The sequence below is a fragment of the Amycolatopsis thailandensis genome (assembly GCF_042723255.1).
Lineage (GTDB): Bacteria > Actinomycetota > Actinomycetes > Mycobacteriales > Pseudonocardiaceae > Amycolatopsis > Amycolatopsis thailandensis.
Genome location: NZ_JBHXJK010000002.1, coordinates 15,748 through 33,926, shown reverse-complemented (window position 1 = coordinate 33,926; position 18,179 = coordinate 15,748). Strand labels below are relative to the sequence as shown.

Annotated in this window: 12 protein-coding genes; 10 read left to right on the top strand and 2 right to left on the bottom strand. The window is 67.5% G+C overall.

The annotated features are described in order from the left end of the window. Window positions 1-59: 59 nt before the first annotated feature. Window positions 60-1,115, bottom strand: coding sequence for a hypothetical protein (locus tag ACFWMR_RS00925; protein WP_378375861.1), 1,056 nt, complete (start codon window positions 1,113-1,115; stop codon window positions 60-62). A 548-nt stretch (window positions 1,116-1,663) separates the two neighbouring features. Here ACFWMR_RS00925 and ACFWMR_RS00920 point away from each other — a divergent pair. The 9 genes from ACFWMR_RS00920 (at window position 1,664) to ACFWMR_RS00880 (ending at window position 11,341) form a co-directional block, all read left to right on the top strand. Next, window positions 1,664-2,740, top strand: a complete 1,077-nt coding sequence (locus tag ACFWMR_RS00920; protein ID WP_378375859.1) for a hypothetical protein — start codon at window positions 1,664-1,666, stop codon at window positions 2,738-2,740. Next, on the top strand, window positions 2,737-3,933 hold the full coding sequence (locus ACFWMR_RS00915) for a TRM11 family SAM-dependent methyltransferase (protein ID WP_378375858.1): 1,197 nt from the start codon (window positions 2,737-2,739) through the stop codon (window positions 3,931-3,933). The genes ACFWMR_RS00920 and ACFWMR_RS00915 overlap by 4 nt, the downstream gene beginning before the upstream one ends. Continuing rightward, window positions 3,930-5,390, top strand: coding sequence for a DNA cytosine methyltransferase (locus tag ACFWMR_RS00910; RefSeq protein WP_378375856.1), 1,461 nt, complete (start codon window positions 3,930-3,932; stop codon window positions 5,388-5,390). The genes ACFWMR_RS00915 and ACFWMR_RS00910 overlap by 4 nt, the downstream gene beginning before the upstream one ends. After that, on the top strand, window positions 5,387-6,307 hold the full coding sequence (locus ACFWMR_RS00905; protein ID WP_378375854.1) for a hypothetical protein: 921 nt from the start codon (window positions 5,387-5,389) through the stop codon (window positions 6,305-6,307). The genes ACFWMR_RS00910 and ACFWMR_RS00905 overlap by 4 nt, the downstream gene beginning before the upstream one ends. Then, window positions 6,304-6,852: a VUT family protein gene (locus ACFWMR_RS00900; protein WP_378375852.1), complete on the top strand. Its 549-nt coding sequence runs from the start codon at window positions 6,304-6,306 to the stop codon at window positions 6,850-6,852. Before ACFWMR_RS00905 ends, ACFWMR_RS00900 begins: the two co-directional genes overlap by 4 nt. Beyond that, entirely contained in the window at window positions 6,849-7,745 is an 897-nt protein-coding gene (locus ACFWMR_RS00895) for a deazapurine DNA modification protein DpdA family protein (protein ID WP_378375850.1), read from the top strand. The genes ACFWMR_RS00900 and ACFWMR_RS00895 overlap by 4 nt, the downstream gene beginning before the upstream one ends. Window positions 7,746-7,771: 26 nt before the next feature. Next, on the top strand, window positions 7,772-8,512 hold the full coding sequence (locus ACFWMR_RS00890) for a recombinase family protein (RefSeq protein WP_378375849.1): 741 nt from the start codon (window positions 7,772-7,774) through the stop codon (window positions 8,510-8,512). 290 nt (window positions 8,513-8,802) lie between these two features. Further along, entirely contained in the window at window positions 8,803-9,039 is a 237-nt protein-coding gene (locus ACFWMR_RS00885; RefSeq protein ID WP_378375847.1) for a hypothetical protein, read from the top strand. A 373-nt stretch (window positions 9,040-9,412) separates the two neighbouring features. Then, window positions 9,413-11,341 (top strand): recombinase family protein, encoded by a 1,929-nt coding sequence (locus tag ACFWMR_RS00880; RefSeq protein ID WP_378375845.1) that lies wholly within the window; start codon window positions 9,413-9,415, stop codon window positions 11,339-11,341. 870 nt (window positions 11,342-12,211) lie between these two features. On the opposite strand, the gene ACFWMR_RS00875 is transcribed toward ACFWMR_RS00880, so the two are convergent. Further along, window positions 12,212-13,270 carry a helix-turn-helix domain-containing protein gene (locus ACFWMR_RS00875; protein WP_378375843.1) on the bottom strand — a complete coding sequence of 353 codons (1,059 nt, stop codon included), beginning with the start codon at window positions 13,268-13,270 and terminating at the stop codon, window positions 12,212-12,214. Window positions 13,271-13,504: 234 nt separating this feature from the next. Here ACFWMR_RS00875 and ACFWMR_RS00870 point away from each other — a divergent pair, with 234 nt between their 5' ends. Then, the gene (locus ACFWMR_RS00870) at window positions 13,505-18,133 is read left to right on the top strand and encodes a LamG-like jellyroll fold domain-containing protein (RefSeq protein WP_378375841.1); all 4,629 of its coding nucleotides are present in this window, start codon (window positions 13,505-13,507) and stop codon (window positions 18,131-18,133) included. The last annotated feature ends 46 nt before the right edge of the window (window positions 18,134-18,179 follow it).

Here is an 18,179-nt window from a genome sequence, read left to right as displayed (position 1 = left end):
GCGGCGAGGCCGACGGTCGCTGCTGCGACGGTCTGGCCGGCTGCGGACGGGCGAATGGGTCAGGCGCATCGCGGCACCTCCGGAGTCGTGCTCGACAGCCGCCGGGGTGTTCCGGTCGAGCGGTCGAGCGAGGTGGTGTGCGCGGGAGCGGCTGAGGTCCTCCCGCAGCCCTCGACTCCGGATTTGGGGGCCTTTTTCCAGGCGCGTGACCGAACCGTGACCAACGACTTTCCGCCGATCCTGGTCACCGTGCGTGACTTTCGGGTCGGCCTGAGTGCGGCACGGCTGGCATCACTCGCGGCGGCGGTGATGGCCGTCGCGTTCACCGCGCGGATCTCCACATCGCGCTCGCGGCGGTCAGAGGGGTCGTCGTGCGGGGCCTGGTCGGTGAGCCAAGCGAGCAGGCGTGCCTCGGCCTGACTGCGGACCCAATGCAGGGCGGTGACCTTGACGCCACGGTCGGCCGCGGCAGCGGTGAGCGTGTAGTCCTCGAGGCGGGTGGAACCGATCAGTTCGGCCTCGTTGCCGGTGATCGCCCCGTCGGCGACGGCGCGGGCGAGGACGAAGTCCGGGTGCCCCCACGGCGGGGTCGGCTCGCTGGAGTGGAAGTCCTCATCGGTGGGCATCGGGCGGTCGAGCGCTTCGCGGATGAACAGGTGTCCCGCGCGCAACCCGGCGCAGCGCAGCCGCCACATGACCCACGGCTTGGCGAGGTCGATGCTCGCCAGCTCGGACAGGAATCCGGTCAGGATCGCGGCGTGAATGTCGCGGTGGTCGTCGGCGTAGGGCGCGGACAACTCGGCGGCAATGGCGAACAGCGCGGGCAGCGCGACGCCGACACAAGCCACCGTCCAGGTGCCGCCCTCGTCGCGAGAGCGGGTGACCAGGTGGACCCAGATCGGGTCCACGGTGGACATCGGAAGGTTGGCGTCGAGAAGAAGATCCCGCAGCTCGTCCAGGGGCACCCGCCGACGGGGCAGGCCGGGGAAGAGCCAGCCCTCGATGGAGACCGGGCTCGGCCCGGTGACCAACCACTCGAACGCTGTACGCGCGGAATCCAGCGGCAGCGAGTCACGCTCGAAAGGCGTGCGGCGGAATATGCGATTCGGGGCCATGTCGGCTCCTTTGCGTGGTCCGGGAAACAGTGACCAGGCAAGGAAGCCAAATGAGGTCCACCAAAACGCCACGAAACCGCCACCAAATGGCCTCCAAAGCGCCACCGATGATCTTGACTAGCCACACTCGGCCGCCACCAAGATCATCTAAGGCCCCCGTGTGCGCTCGTCCCAACGGCCGGACAAGATCATTTGATGATCGCCGGTAATAGGCTTTGAACTGCTACAACAGTGTTTTGGTGGCGTTTTGGTGGCGATCCGGTAATACCCCACAGGGCGAGGATCGGGCCGCAGCGCGGCCCCGGCTGCTCTCACGTCTTGAAAGTCGCCGGAAAAACTATGGAGCTCGCTCGGCGGACAGCTCGACACAAGCTCTACGCGGGCACGCGCGCGAGCCTCATGCACATTCTTTGGCCCCGAATAGCGGCGAAAATTGGCGATAAAGATTAGGTAACAGCCCTGGAAAAGTGGGTCGTTTTTCGGAGTTGGGGGGTGTCACAGGGCGCCACGTATCGCGGCGCGCACCCCAGAGGTTCTGCGAGGATTCCATGACCCAGTCCGACCACTCCACGAGCCGCGGACCGAAGCGGCGTGGTGACACGACCCGCCCGGCGAGCACCCGCTCCGGTACCCGCCGAGGCGGGGATCGCCGCCCCTATCCGACCGCGTCGACCACCACCAGGGTCAGTCCTGCCAAGCCCGGTTCGGAGAGCACCCGCTCCCGGTCGCGCGGGTCCACGGCGACGCCCACCCCGGCGACGGTCTGGACGGCCGGCCCGGTGCCGATCGAGCTCGGCACTGCCTGGCCGGAGCCGATCGTCAGCAAGATCGTCGGCTCGTTCAGCGAGTCCGGCGGGCGGGTCGCGCTGCTGCCCTGGCCGACCTCCGGCGGCCGTGCGCCGCTCGCGCCGGTCGGCGCGGACGGGATGGTCGACCATGCCCCGGCGACCGAGCCGGACCACGCGCTGGCCGACGCGCTCGCCGCCGTCGAGGCCCTCGATCGGACCGGCCGCGTGGTGCGCGTCGCGGTGGACCCGACCGCCAGCGGTCCGGGTGCGCGACCGTTCTGGGCCGACCTTGTCGGCGACTCCGATCGCTCGGCCGTGACCGTCTTCCCATCGGTAGCGTCGGGCGTCGGCGACGGGGTTTTCGACGGTGCCGAGGACGCGTCGGCCGACACCGACCTGATCATCACGAGCCTGCGCCCCGAGCACGGCGGCGACCAGTCCAGCGACCTCGTGGCGTTGGTCGCGGCGCGACTGCTGCGGGTCGGCGGGATCCTCGTCGTTCTCACCCACTGTGACTGGCCCGCCGGTGAACTGATCGACCCGACCGGCGCAGTCGTGGCCTCCGCTCAGAACGCCGACCTGCTCTACCTGCAGCACATCGTGGCCCTGCACGCGCCGGTGCGCGGCGGCCGGTTCGCCGCCGAATCCCTCACCGAGCCCGACGGTCCGACGGCCTCGAACGAGGCGCGCGCCCGGCACCGCGCGGCCGTGCGCGGGCTGCCCGCACCGCATCGGCGGATCCACTCCGACGTCCTCGTCTTCGCTCAGCCGCACGACTACGAGCCGCCTCGCCAGAGCCCGGCCACCTCGGCACTCGAGAGCGGAGTCATCCGATGACCCACGCCCAGGTGCCGAACCCCGCCCAGCCCGGAGACCACCGCCAGGAAGGCACGACCGTGGCCGACGACCGCATCCCGCCCGCCCTGTCCGACACCGGCACCAACCCGGCCCCGGCCCGTGCGGAGAACCCGGTGGACGGACCGACCCAACGCGTCCCGCGCGCGCTCATCGACGACCTCGACGGCACCACAGGGACGCCGCCCGAGCGGGTCGCCGACGACTCGGCGGAAGACGTTGCGGTGTCGGTGTGGACGACAGCGCAGACCTCACCCGCTGCCCAGCGCAAGGGCCGCTACACACCCGAGTCGACCGCGCACCCCGCGAAGATGCTCCCGGCCGTCGCGGCGCACGCGATCAACCACTACACCGAGCCGGGCGACCTGGTGCTCGACCCGATGTGCGGGATCGGCACCACCCTCGTCGAAGCGCTGCACGCCGGGCGCCGCGCCGTCGGTATCGAGTACGAGCCGCACTGGGTCGACGTCGCACGAGCGAACCTCGCGCTCGCCCACGACGCCGGGGTGCAGCACGAGGGCCGGGTGTTTCACGGTGATGCCCGCCAGATCGCGTCGCTGCTCCCGCCGGAGTACGTCGGGCAGGCCGCGCTCGTGGTCACGTCTCCGCCGTACGGTCCGTCCACGCACGGGCAGGTCTCGGTCGCGCCGGGCGCTGGGGTGCAGAAGTACCACCACCTCTACGGCAACACCCTCGACCGCGGGAACCTCGCCAACATCGGGCACCACCGGCTGCTGGCAGGGTTCACCCGCATCCTCGCCGGACTCACCACTTACCTGCGTCCGGGCGGGCACATCGCCATCACCATCCGGCCCTGGCGCGAACACGCCGAACTGATCGACCTGCCCTCGCAGATCCTGGCCTGCGGACTGCACGCCGGCCTGATCCCGGTCGAGCGGTCCGTCGCGCTGCTGGCGCGGGCGGCCGAGCACGACCTCGTCGCGCGCGGGTCCTTCTTCCAGCGCGACTTCATCCGCAAACAGCGCGAAGCCGGGCTGCCGCTGCACCTCATCAGCCATGAGGATGTGCTGATTTTCCGCACGGCGCTGCGCCGCCCGGCGGGTTCAGGAATCTCGACGGACCGCCAGGATTCCCGACGTTTCCTCACCGGCCGAGCGCGAAGCACCGGGAACCCGAGGGGCGAGTCGGGTGTGTCGGAGAGCTGGGCGGCATGACCACCCGGCCACCCCGCACCCGAGCCCGGTCGGGGCGCGACTCCGCCCCCGCCCTCGTCGCCGTCACCACGACGGCGGCGGGGGCGGTGCGGGCGGCCATGCAGCACGCGTCGCGAGTCACCGACGTTCCGGGACCGGTCGTCGGCTCGGTCTGCACCGGCTACGGCGGACTGGACCTCGGAGTGCTCGCCGCACTCGGCGCAGGCCGCATCGCCTGGTGCGCCGACCCCGACCCGCACATCGCCGCGATCCTCGCCGCCCGGATGCCGGGCATCCCCAACCTCGGCGACGTCCGCGCTATCGACTGGTCCGCGGTCGAGCCGGTCGACGTGCTCACCGCCGGGTTCCCGTGTCAGGACATCTCCGCCGCCGGGCGGCGCGTGGGCATCGAGAAAGGCCACCGCAGTGGACTGTGGACAGACATCGTGGCGGGCGTTCGCGTACTACGACCCGCGCTGCTCGTCGTGGAGAACGTCGCCGCGCTTCGCTGGCGCAACGGAGGTCTCCACCGTGTACTCGGCGACCTGGCCGAAGCGGGGTATGACGCGCTCTGGCGTAGCGTCCGCGCCGCCGACATCGGCGCCGCACACCGGCGCGAGCGCGTGTTCCTGCTCGCCTGGCCCCGCTCCGTTGCTGGACCGGATGCTGCCGACCCCGCAGGCGCGCGACGGCGACAATCGAGGTCCGGCGGACCCGGTGCGCCGTCGCGCTGGTGGGCATCAAGTGAATCTGCACGACGCGGTGGACGCGGTGATGAAGCTGCTTCCCACGCCGACCGCCTCGGACGCGAAGAACTGCACTCACAGGACGTCGACTGGCGGTCCTTCGCTACCCGACGAGGCGCGACTGCTGCCGACGCCGAGGGCATCGGACACGGGCACAGCGGGGCGCCGGACGGGTGCGGGCTTCCGGCCGCCGCTGTCGCAGCAGGTGCTTCCGCTGGTGGACCCCGAGGCGTTCCTGCCAACGCCTCGGGCGACCGACGGGACGAAGGGCTGCCCGGCGCAGCGCGGGTCGAAAGGCGACCTGATGTTGCCGTCGGCGGTGATGCGCCTGCTCGTCCCGGAAGCGGGAGACGACATCTCGTAGCCGTCGCCGACGCGAATCTCGCCTCGTCACCAGCGGCGCACCGCGAAGTGGACTGGGGCGACTACGCGCCGGCCGTGCGCCGCTGGGAACAGGTGCTTGGGCGACCAGCGCCGTTCCCCACACAACCGGGCGTCCACGGGCGTCCCGTGCTGGCCCCTGCCTTCGTCGAATGGCTCCAAGGGCTCGAGCCCGGCTGGGTGACGGGTCTCCTGCTGCCGCGCACCGCGCAACTTCGTGCATTGGGCAACGGAGTCGTCCCGCAGCAGGCCACGTACGCCGTCGGCTTGCTGCTCGCCGACCTCGCCGCGCTCCTCGGCGCCGGTTCCACCGAACCCTCCGGATACGCAGAGGAGGCGAACGCGGCATGACCAATCCAGCCTCCACTCACGACGCCGGTCCGGTCTTGCGATGCCTCTCGCTCGGCGCCGGAGTCCAGAGCAGCGCCGTCCTTTTGCTGGCCTGCGAGGGCGTGATCCCGCGCTTCGATGTCGCGCTGTTCGCCGACACCGGCTGGGAACCACGCGCGGTGTACGCGAACCTCGCCCGGCTGCGTACGCACGCGGAGAAGTTCGGCATTCCGGTGCGCACGGTGTCGGCGGGCAACATCCGCGACGACGCCCTCGACCCGGCCCACCGGTTCGTGTCGATGCCACTGCACGTCCTCAACCTCGACGGCAGCCGTGGCTTGGCGCGCAGGCAATGTACGAGCGAGTACAAAATTTCGCCGCTGAAGAAGGCAGCGCGCGAACTGCTCGGCTACCCGCATCCACGACGGGTGCCGCGCGGGCTGTACATCGAGCAGGCCATCGGCATCAGCACCGACGAGTTCACCCGCGCGAAGGACTCCGGCGTCAAGTACCTGCGCAACGTGTTCCCGCTGATCGACCTCGGCTGGGACCGCACGCGATGCGCCGACTATCTCGCCGAGCGCGGGTTCGGCGAGACGGTGAAAAGCGCCTGCATCGGGTGCCCGTTCCACGGCAACGCGGGCTGGCGCTGGATTCGCGACCACGATCCCGACGGCTGGGCCGAGGCGGTCGAGTTCGACAAGGCCATCCGCGACGGCTACCCACACGCCACCAAGCAGGGCCAGGAGTTGCGCGGCCAGTACTTCCTGCACCGGTCCTGCCGACCGCTCGACGAAGTCGACCTCGACCCGCCCGCACTCGGAAAGCGGCACCTGCGACTGGTCTCTGCCAAGGCGGCGGAAGAGAACGATCCCGACGGCTGCTCACCGTGGTCGTGCCGGTCCGGCTCCCCGGTCACCGAGGAGCGTGCGGCATGACAGGGCTGCCGCGCTCGCGCGCAGAGGCAGGGCACGGTCTCCTCTGGGCGAGTCTGGCGGTGTCGGCCGCCTACGTCGCCTCGGTCGTGATGGCGAACTGGGCCTCCACGCACTGGGCGGCTCTGCTCGTCGGCGGGCTGATCGTGCCCGCCGGCACGCTGTGGGCCGGGGTGACGCTGACGCTGCGAGACCTGCTGCACGAGGCCCTGGGCACGTCAGGCGTGGTCGCCGCGATCGTGGTGGGTGCGTGGCTTTCCTGGTCGTTGGCCTCACCGCAGATCGCCGTCGCGAGCGTCGTCGCGTTCGCCGTGTCCGAGTGCGTCGACTCGGTCATCTACGGCCGGATTCGGGTCCGGTCGCGGCTGGGCGCGGTCGTCGGCTCGAACGTCGTCGGGCTGGTGAGCGACAGCGTGCTGTTCGTGCCGCTGGCGTTCGGCTCATTCGCCGCGGTGCCGGGTCAGATCCTCGGTAAGACGGTCGCGACCGTGCTCACCGTCGCGGCGTTGCTGCTGGCAAAGAGCGCTCGGCGGGCGGTGTCGCGATGAGGTTCTTCCTCGGCACCCATCAGCCGTCCTGGCTCGCCCGCGATCTCGGCGTCCCGTTGCTGGTTTCCCACCGCAGGTTGGCCGGGCGGCGCAGCCTTCCGCGCGCGACCGGGCCGTGGGCGTGCGACTCCGGAGGCTTCACGGAGTTGTCGATGCACGGCCGGTGGCGCATCGACGAACGCGGCTATGTCGCGGCGCTTCGCCGCTACGCCGACGAGATCAGCCACCTCGTGTGGGCCGCGCCAATGGACCACATGACGGAGAGCCATGTCTTGGCACGCACCGGTGCGACGGTGCGCGTCCACCAGAACCGCACCGTCGCCAACTACCTACGGCTGCGTGATCTCGCGCCCGAGTTGCCGATCATCCCCGTGCTGCAAGGACAGTCCATTGCGGACTACAACCGGTGCGCGGATTTCTACGAACGACACGGCGTCGATCTCGCCGCGCTGCCGCTGGTCGGGGTGGGCAGTGTGTGCAGGCGACAGCACACCGCCGAAGTCGAGCAGATCATGCGATCGCTGTCGGCTCGTGGGTACCGCTTGCACGCGTTCGGGGCGAAGGTGCTCGGGCTGGGGCGCTATGCCGACGCGATCTCCAGCAGCGACTCGGCATCGTGGAGCTTCCGGGGGCGGTATGTCCCCGGCTGCACGCCCAGCCACCGCAGCGAATCCAACTGCCTGCGCTTCGCGCTGGCCTGGCACACCCGGCTTCTGGCCTCCTTGCGCACCGAAGAACCCGGCCACCAGCCCGACCGCGGGCCGACGTCCGCGCGCGGCAAGGGACCGCGAGCACGCGGCCAGAGAACCGGGCGCACCCGCCCTGGCTCGCCGCGCCCGCGCCAAGGCGGAGGCCGGACAACCGCTCGCGTGCAGACCTCGACCGCCGAATAGCCCCTTCACGGAATTGGAGAACCGCCATGCCTTCGAACACCACCGCGCAGGATGAGTCCGGCGACAGCATTCCGCGTTGGGCTGCGACCGCCGGCCACCAGACCTTCGGGCAACGCCTCACGGCGATGGGCGCCCGACTGTTCGGTTCCACGACGGACCCGGACGAAGGTGAGGCAACGCCGTCGTGGCGCGTCCGGCAGCACGTCTTGCGCGACTACCACGGCGCGAATCTCGCTGCGGCTCGCACCGTGTCCGAGGAGTTGGTGCGCGCCGGTTTCAACACCGGGGACGTGCCCTACGGCTATCGCGCCCGGCGGGTCCGAGTCACTCCGGCGGGCCGACAACCGCGCTGGCGCACCCGGCTGCTGATCGAACCGGTCGAAGCGTCCACGGTGCGAATGATTTTCGTGTGGAGGGGCGAAGATCGCTTGTCCACCACGGAGATCCGTCGCCGACTCGCCGCGTCCCGCTACCCCGCGCCGTTGGACCCTGAGACGGGCGAGCCCGGTGTGTGGACGGTGGCGATTGTGCGGGCGATCCTGCGTAACCCGAAGTACCTCGGCCGCCAGGTCTGGGGGCGCACCCACCACGGGAAGCCGACTCCGCAAGCCGACTGGGTCTGGTCGGAGGTGTGGGTGCACCCACCGCTGGTGACCGCCGAGGAGTTCACCGCCGCCGACCGACGCTCGTGGGGTGCCCCAGCCTCGGCCAGGGCCAACGACCTCTCCGCGAAGGCGCTGCCGCCCGACCAACGGCGGGCCGCGTGATGGCCGCGAACCACTACCCGGACGGGTTGACGATCGAAGCCATCACCGCATTGCAGCGGGAAGTCAACGAGGAACTTCGACGGGAGGGCTACCCCGTTCAGCCAGCACAGTTGGCGTTCGTAGCCGTCCGGCCAGCCCCGACCCGCAGGCTCCCGGCTGACCACCCGTCACCACGAACCAACGGCTCGCCAACGCGGTCGCTGGCGACCGGAGATGGCCCCGCCCGGAGCCTCAACAGTCCAACGGACAACGAGGGCGCTCGGCCGCCCAGTTCCGCAGCGGGGTGAACTATGGCTCCGCAGAGAAAGAGAAAGCAGAGAAGCCTCCGCGCCGCCAATACTCAAGGTGTTGCGATCCGAGGCATTCGCCACGATCCGCCGGACATTCGCAAGCTCGCAAGAGTCATCGTCAGTCTCGCAACAAAAGCAACGCAATACGAAGGCACGCCTGAAACCGACTTGTTCGACGCGCAAGAATCAATCGCCACACCAGAAGAGTCACAAATCGACTACCCAGAAGCGGCGTAAAGAATTGTGGCATATCGAGGTAATATTTTGAATTGAACAAAAGTAGATGCCGACTTTCGGACGGTAGCCATTTTATGGCGATCTCCCGTTTCGGACTAGATGAGAAGAGTGTGGGGATGACGGGCGCGAACGCAGAACCTTCCGACAACTCATGCAAGGGGGCTTTCCCTGCGGCGCTTTCGGCGGCCTCGACCGGAGCGGAGCCGACGCTTCGGGTCGTCACCTATCGGCGCGTGGCATCAGACGCCCCGGCTACAGCTGCCTCCCTAGACGCGCAGCGCGCGGCGTGCCAACGCCTTATCGAACAGCTCGGCCTGCACTTCGTTGACGTGTTCATCGAGCCCGAGCACTCGGCGACCGGGACGAGCGCGCGATGACCAGCGCGTACGAAGATCTCTTCGACGAACTGCTGGGAGACGACGCTCTTCCGGCCGTCCTATCGACGGTCGGCGAGGCGGTGGAGCCGGGAAGCCGGGCAGTGATTTATCTGCGGGTGTCTTCGGCTGGCCAGGTCAAGAACGACTACGACCCTGAAGGCATTTCGATCCCCGCGCAGCGCGTCAAGTGCCGAGGTAAGGCCGAGCAACTCGGCTTGACGATCATTGATGAATACGTCGAGCCTGGTCGCACGGCGACCGAGATGTCGAAACGAGTCGAGTTCCAGCGGATGCTCACGCGAGTGCGGAACGCTGGCGACGTCGACTACATCATCGTCTACAAGCTCTCCCGGATGGCGCGGAACCGGCTCGACGACGCCATCGTCATGGCTGATCTCCGCAAACGTGGGGTCACCCTCGTATCGGCGACCGAGTCGATCGACGACTCGCCCGTCGGCCAGCTCATGCACGGCATCCTGGCCACCTTCAACGAGTACCAGTCGCGAGAGTCCGGTGCCGACATCGCGTACAAGATGAAGCAGAAAGCCAAGAATGGCGGCACGATCGGCCGCGCCCGACTGGGCTACCTCAATGTCCGCGACCGGTTCGACGGCCGCGAGATCCGCACCATCGCCGTCGATCCTGAGCGTGCACCCTTTGTCCAGCTTGCTTTCGAGCTCTACATCACCGGCGACTACTCGTTGGAAGACCTGTCCGACGAGCTCTACGATCGCGGACTGCGCACCCGGCCCACCGGCCGTCATCCCGCCAAGCAGGTGTCGATCAACAAGCTCTCGATGATGCTGCGGGACCGCTACTACCTCGGATACGTAGAGGTCGACGGCGAGGAGGTCCAAGGCCGGCACGAGCCGCTCATCGACGAGGACCTGTTCGACCGCGTCCAGGATCTCCTCGAATCCCGCTCCACAGCAGGAGAACGCCGCCGCGAGCACCCCCACTACCTCAAGGGCTCATTGTTCTGCGGACGCTGCAAGCGAGCGGGCATCACCCAGCGGCTGATCGTCCAGCACACCGTCAACTCCCGAGGCAGCGAATACACCTACTTCTTCTGCCGCAACAAGCAGAACGGCACCTGCGAAGCCCCGCACATCAACGTCGCCCTCATCGAAGACGCCGTGGAAAACCACTACGCCACGATCCGCTTCAGCGCCCAGTTCGTCGCCACCGTCCGCGCCGAGGTCGCCCGCGCCATCGACGAGCAAGAAGCCTCCGAGCGACTGCTCCACAAGCAGCTCACCGCGGAGATGAAGGCGCTAGACACCCGCGAAGAGAACCTCATCGAACTAGCGGCCGACTCCACCATCGGGCAAGACAAGATCAAAACCAAGCTCCGCGAGATCGCCCGACAGCGACGACGCCTCGAGGAGCGCCTCACAACCACGACCGAGAACCTCTCCGACAGCGCCCGGCTCATCGAAGCCGCGCTCACCTTGCTGGAGAACCCTCAAGAGCTCTACCGCCGCTGCGACGAACAGCAACGCCGCATGCTCAACCAGGCGATCTTCCACAGCATCTACGTCGATGACGACCAGATCGCCGACCACAGCCTCCGGGAGCCCTTCGCACAACTGCACGCCGTCCAGAGCGACTGGCAGACCACCGACGTGACCGTGCCGGAGCCACGAACCGACACCCAGCCCCGAAATGCCAAAAGGGCCGCCTCCCAAAAGGGAGGCGGCCCCGTGGCTACCAACGGTCTTCAGGTCCTACTACGTGGCGTTGTTTCGGCCCCGTGTTCTAGTAAGACCCCTAGGGTGGAGCTAAGGGGACTCGAACCCCTGACCCCCTCACTGCCAGCGAGGTTCGATCAAGGCGCTGACCTGCGGTTATCGAGAACCCGCTGGTCGGCTGGAGCAGTTGCGCGCTGTTTGGATGCGGTTCGACGCCGTTGGGCGCAGCTGTAACCGACGTCGTGCTCCAGATCTGCTCCAGGGAAATTAGTGTGAGAGTTGCGGGTGGGCTCGATGACAAGAGATGGGGGCGGCCATGATCTTTCAGCTCGGACAGCTGTTCAGGCTGTCAATTTGCGGCCGACAACCAGCTGGTTAAGAGTCGGAACCTTGGCATGTCGGACGGTGTCGTGCGATGCCGGACAAGACCTTTCGTCTGATCGCTGCGCTTCCGCTGTGTCGGAGTGTGTCGCCTGGTGCCGGACTGTTTCAGACCTCTCGGGCGCGTCGCGGGCTCGCGGATGCCGGGTTCTGTCGCTTGGTCCAGCAGCCTTGGCTGCCTGCTTTGACGGGTGTGGACGATGACAGTGGGGGATCACCGCGATCCGGTCGGGTCGGCTGTGAGCACGATGGTGGGGGCTCGTGGAGTAGCTCCAAAGCGGCAGCGCTCGGCGCGGCGGCTCCTTGTTCTCGCGAGCACGGTGACGCTGGCACTGAACGTGGCGATCCTTTGATCGCTGAAGGGATTGGCAAGGCGCTGGTTGATGCAGTGGGACCGATGTTGCTGATCGGTTGGTCTTAGGTCGGGCCGGGCTTGCTGCAAGAGCTCGCCGAGCTCCGCCAGACTGTGGAACGCCCGGCCGATTCGATGCGGTTGAAACTCGGGCGACCGATGTAGCAAGGGGCGGGCGTAGAACCCACTTTGCTGACCTTGGCCGACCCAGCCGGAACGCGGGCTGCTTATCCGTTGGTCGCGGTCGGCAACGGGGCCTGCGCGAATGCGTGACGAAGCGACTCGCACGCCCAGCGGCGGGAAGCAGCGGACATCTGCGAGGAGATCCCGCGAAGCCCGGCATCTCCTCGCACATCGTGCTGGACCTGGTCCTAGAAGAGCGGACGCCCAGCTTCCAGTCTTGTGCCAGTGAGTGGAGCGGGTCGCAGGCTGATGAGGCTACCGATGTAAAGGTCTGTGGCGTTCCCGCCACGGAGCAACGCGGTCGGAGTGCAGCCGATCAGGAGACGGAAGTCGCGGTTGAAATGCGCTTGATCGGTGTATCCGCACAGTGCGGCGAGTGCGGGCAACGGTGGCGGGTTGGTGCCGGTGAGAAGCCGGATGGCGCGGTGACATCGGGCGACCCGTGCGACGGCTTTGGGCGGCAAACCGATCTCTCGGTGGAAACGAGTGGTGAGATGTTGCCGGGTGAGCCCCGCCTGCTCCGCGAGGTCGTCGACCTTGACCGTCTGCTCCGCGAGGGTGAGGCTGCGCCAGCTCTGGTCGAGCGAGCGGGGCAGTTCCGGTTCGTTCAAGATCCACGTCGTCAAGCGGCGGTCAAGAATCCGGAACCGGTGGTCCGAATCCTGTGCCTCTCGCAGTTCTTCCGTGAGTACTCGGGCACGTGTACCCAAGAGGTCGTCGAGTGTCACGGTGGTGGAGCTGATTTCTCGTAGCGGCCGGCCGAACAGCGCTCTCGCACCCAGCGGGGTCAACTCGATGACGATCCCTCGTTCCACGCCCGTTCGCTCGTAGGTCATCGGCTGGTTGGACAACCCGACGACGGGGGAGATCGTCGCCAGCGGTGATCCGTCGATCGGGCGGCGAACCGGCTTGTCGAGATCGATGATCACCACGACCGAGTTCAGCGCGGCGACGGTCCGAATCTCGGGCACCGGCGTGAACCGGCGAAAGGCCAGATAGAAACTAACCCACCTGGACAGCCTGCGTTCCGGTGCCCTGGTCTTCCAGAACTCGCCCTCGGATGACGGAAGGTCCTCCACCGCGCTCCCCCTGCTCCTGACGATGTCTTGATCGACAATCACCCGAGGGAAAGCATGGCGCGGACGAGCTGTCCCGAAGAGGCTCGGCGCGAAAAGAAGCGGCAACGCCACGTGGTCGTGACAGAGCAGTAGGGCATCGGCAGTCACTTGCGCCGCCGTATGGCGCAACGGTTCCGGTGAGCGGTACTCGGGCCCTTACATTTTTCCAATCCATGATCGTCGTTCGTCGCTAGCCTTGAGCTCGCCAGTGTCTCGGGGGACACGGCACCCTGTTCCGACGCAGGGGCCGCCTATGGCCTTTCCGGAATCACATGAACCGAATCAGGGGGATGACCCATGCGCGTCTTGAGGAATGCCGGTAGATCGAGGGCGCATGTTCTTCTGCTGTGCCTGCTGTTGACGGTGAGCTCCTCCTCGGTCACGGTGCCCGATGCCACAGGTGTCCCGGAGCGCGACGAGAAGTCCGTCGTCAAGGAAGCCGCTGACGAGGCGACCGCAGTGGTCGCCGCCCTGCGGCAGGGCACGCGAGTCGAGATGACCGATCAGCGCTCCGCCACCTCGACGGTGTACGCGGAGCCGGATGGGACCAGGACGACGGAGATGTCCGCGGTCCCGACGAGATTCAAACGCGGCGACGCTTGGATCCCGCTGGATCGAACCCTGGTGCCCCGGGGGGACGGCGCGGTCATACCCCGGTCGGTGGGGGAGGAGGTCGTGCTGTCGGGTGGTGGTGACGGCGTACCGCTGATCCGCATGACCGCCGGCGACAAGGAGCTGGCGTTGCACTGGCCGTCCACGCTGCCGAAGCCGATCCTGGCCGGTACGTCCGCGACCTATCCCGAGGTCCTTCAGGGGGTGGACCTCGTGATGCGGGCGGACGCTGGAGGCTACCGGCAGTTGCTGGTAGTGAAGAGCGCTGACGCCGCAAAGAACCCGGCATTGTCGAAGGTTCGGTTGCGGATCGCCGCCAAGGGCGTGCACGTCACCGCGGAGCCCTCAGGGGCGCTGAAGGCGATGGACGACAAGGGCATCCAGTTCTTCGGTTCGGCGTCGTCAACGATGTGGGACGCGAACGGCCGGGCCGAAAAGGTCGGGGTGGACGTCTCGGGCGACGTCCTGATTTTGACACCGGACCAGAAGTTGTTGTCTGGCAACGGTACGGCGTATCCGGTGACGGTGGATCCGGCCTACTTCGCGCAAGCCCACAACTACTGGGCGACGGTGCTGTCCGGCGATCGCTTCCGCAACCAGGCCTTCGATCGCCGGAGCGCGGACGCGACCCACCCGGACTGGGCACAGGTCGGGCAGTGCTGGAACGAGCGCAACGAGTGCAATGGCATCGGTGAGGGGCGCGCCTACTTCTCGTTCTACGACACCGGCCAGCTCGCAGGGAAGGACATCTTGGAGGCGAAGTTCTACACCACGGTGGCTTACAGCCCGAGCTGCCAGGTCCGCAACCATCACCTCCGTCCGGTGTTCCACTCCATCGGAAACGGCACGACGTGGAACAACAAGCCCGAGAATCCGGGTCAGTGGATCGAGTTCGCCGCGCCCTCCTCATGCAACGGTGCCCACGGTGTCGAACTGGACATCCGCAACGCGGTGAACCAGAGCGGTGCGACGACCTTCTACCTGCACGCCATGGATTCCAACGATCAGTTCGCGTGGCGGAAGTACGCCTCGGCCGAGACCCGGATCTCGATCAAGTGGAACCGGGCCCCGAACCAGCCTTCGAACCCGCGGACGGACCCGCCGTTGCCGACGCCGTGCAAATGGTGCGCCGGCGTGCCTTACACCGCCAACCAGCATATTCAGCTGATCACCACGGTTTCGGATCCGGATAACGAAAGGGTCCGGCCGAAGTGGCGCGTCCGGCCGACAGGACGTCCTGAAGAAGCGTCGGACGGAGACTTCGTCCCCTCCGGTGTGGCGGTGAGCCGTGGCTTGTCGCTCACGGACAAGGACGGGCTGCAGGTCAGCTGGTGGGTACACGCGGAGGATGACGCCCCGGCGAGCAGCGCGGCAGCCCACGGTCAGCTGTTCGCGGTCGACTTGGTGAAGCCCCCCGTCACGCCGACCGTCGAATCGAGGATCTACACAAAGGACAACGACTGGCACGGCGGCACCGGCATCCCGGACATGTTCACGTTCGGTAGCCAGGGCGTCGGCGACATCGACCATTACCTGTACGGCTGGCAGGATCCGCCGAACGTGAAGGTCGACGCGACGGCGCTGGGAGGGCCCGCACAGGTCAGTATCGCGCCACCGGGGGACGGCCCCCGGACCCTCTTCGTCCAAAGCGTGGACAGAGCCGGAAACAAGAGCGACCCGACGCACCACGACTTCAACGTCCGAGCCGGCGACGGAGCACGGCACCAGTGGTCTTTCGAGGGGAACGCCAAGGACAACGCTTATCAGGGCGACAAACACGGTGGCCTGAACGGCGCCGCCTCGTACACCTCCGGAGCAGTCGGGACCGGTCTGTTGCTGGACGGGCAGTCCGGGAGCGCGATGACCGCGCCGACCACCGTCCGGACCGACACCAGTTTCTCGGTGTCTGCGTGGGCCAGGCCGGACGTGTTCCGCGCGGATCCCATGGGTGTGGTGAGCCAGGACAACCCGCAGAACGGGTACAGCGGCTGGCTGCTCCACTTGCGGGACGACGGCCAAGGACCGAAGTGGGCGTTCTGGCTGCCCGGCGGGACCCCGGCGAATCCGGGAGCCGGAATCGCTCTCGAGACGAACGCGGCCGCCCACCAGCCGCAGCAGGGAAAGTGGACCCACGTGGCAGGCGTGTTCGATCGCGGAACCGCTGAAGCCAGGCTGTACGTCGACGGTGCGTTGGCCGCGAAGAAGACAGCGCCGGCCGGATGGACGCCGTGGCAGGCCGGCGGCGAGCTGGCAGTCGGCAGGCTGCAGTGGGCCGGTGTCAAGGGACATCACTGGCAAGGCGCGCTCGACGAGGTGCAGGTCTTCGACCGGCCGCTGTCCGACGCCGAGGTCGGTGCGAAGGTCAGCCGGGACAATGTCCGCACGGGACACTGGCGGTTCGACGACCGGCCCGCGTCCCCCGGGGCACCGAACACCAAGGCGCGCAACGAGATTCCCGACGCCGGCACCGGAACGTTGATCAACGGCGCGACCTTTGTGGACAATGGCGAACTCGGTCGCGCGGTGAAGTTCGACAACCCGGATACGCCGAAGGCCCAGGTGGTGACCGACGGCCCGGCCGTGCGGACCGACCGGAGCTTCACGGTCTCGGCCTGGGTCACCGCGAACAAATTCGTCGCCAAACCACTGGCCATGACCGCGGTCAGTCAGGACGGCGTGTTCAACAGTGGCTTCTATTTGCAGTACAACGCAGATCAGCACAGATGGGTGTTCTTGAAGTTCTCCGCCGACATCGCCGACGGCGCGGCCTTGCGGTGGCACGGCGTCGTCGCGAAGCAGACCCCGGCACTGGGTGTGCCAGTGCATCTGACCGGGGTTTACGACGCGCTGACCAAGGAAATGCGGATCTACGTCAACGGCGAACTGGGCAACGACGAGAAGTTCGTCTACCCGGGCACGGACTGGAACGCCGGCGGGAAGCTGGTCATGGGCCGCGGCAAGTTCAACGGTGCCGAGAGCGACTTCTGGCCCGGCACGGTCGACGAGGTCCGCACCTACAGCCGGGTCCTGTCGGCCGATGAGATCAAAGCCGTGGTCAGCCAGAACCGCGTGTCATCCGGCAGCTGGAAGTTCGACGGAGACCTCGGCGACTCCTCCGGCCGCGGATTGACGGGAACCTGGGTGGGCACGCCCGCCTATACCGACGGCCAAAGCGAGGATCCCGACTCCGCGGACAAAGCACTACGCCTGGACGGGAGCAACGCCGTCGAGACCGCGAACGCCGTCGATTCGACGGAAAGCTACACGGTGTCCGCGTGGGTCCGCCCCGACGTCGCCACGCATTGTTCCTGCACCATCCTGTCCCAAGACCACAGCGCCCTCTCGTCGTTCGCTCTCGCCGCTGGAGCCGACGGGAAATGGCGAGTGTCCGCGGCCGGTGATTCGGCGGTCGCGGGCAAGGTCCAAGCCGGAGCCTGGACCCACGTGACTGGCGTCCACAACAGACCGCGCGGACAAATCGAGCTGTACGTCAACGGGGCGTTGGTCGCCACCGCGAAACACACCGTTCCGGTGCACAACAACGGCAAGTTGCAGGTCGGCCAAATGAAGTCCGGCGGGACACCGGGACAACGCTTCAAGGGCGCGATCGACGATGTCCAGGTCTACAGTCGCGCGCTGTTCGCCGACGAGATCCGTGTCATGGCAGGCCGCGACATGGCTCTGGTGCACAACTGGAAGCTCAACGACAGCCCCGCGGACTCGATCGGTGCCCGTATCGGCGCGTTGGTCGGAGGCGCAGGCTACGGTCCCGGGAGGGCGGGCAAGGCCGCCCGGCTGGACGGCGTGGACGACGCGGTCGCCGCGAGCGGAGTGGATCTCCGGACCGACCAGAGTTTCACGGTGTCGGCATGGGTGAACCTGACCAAGCCCGCTCCCTGCGAGGATGAGTGCACTCGCGACGCGGTCAGCCTGTCCGGCGGTGTGGACGACAAGGGACCGGTGAAATTCCGTCTAGGACACCGGATCGACCAGGACCAGGCATCGGGCAACGGAAAGTGGATCTTCGAGATGCCGGAGGCGAACGGGACGGTCACCGAGGCCGCGGTATCGGTGCGTCCCAGCCAGTTCGGCAACTGGGTCCTGCTCGTCGGGGTGTACGAGGCGAGTTCCGGGCAGATCGAACTGTACGTCTACAACGACGATCCTCTCAGCGAACCCGACCTCGACGCGGGCAAGCTGCTACGGCCGTGGCAGGGCGAGGGGGCCGTTCAGATCGGCCGCGCCGTGGCCGGCCCCGGTGCCACAGCCTCCGAGTACTGGTCCGGAGGTGTGGACGACGTCCGTCTCTACACCGGCTCGCTGTCACCGGACCGGCAAAAAGCGCTACGCAATTCCTATCCGGCTGTGACGAGCTCGTGAGAGGCCTCCCGATGAGAGCACACCGCGTGAGATCACAGTGGACGAT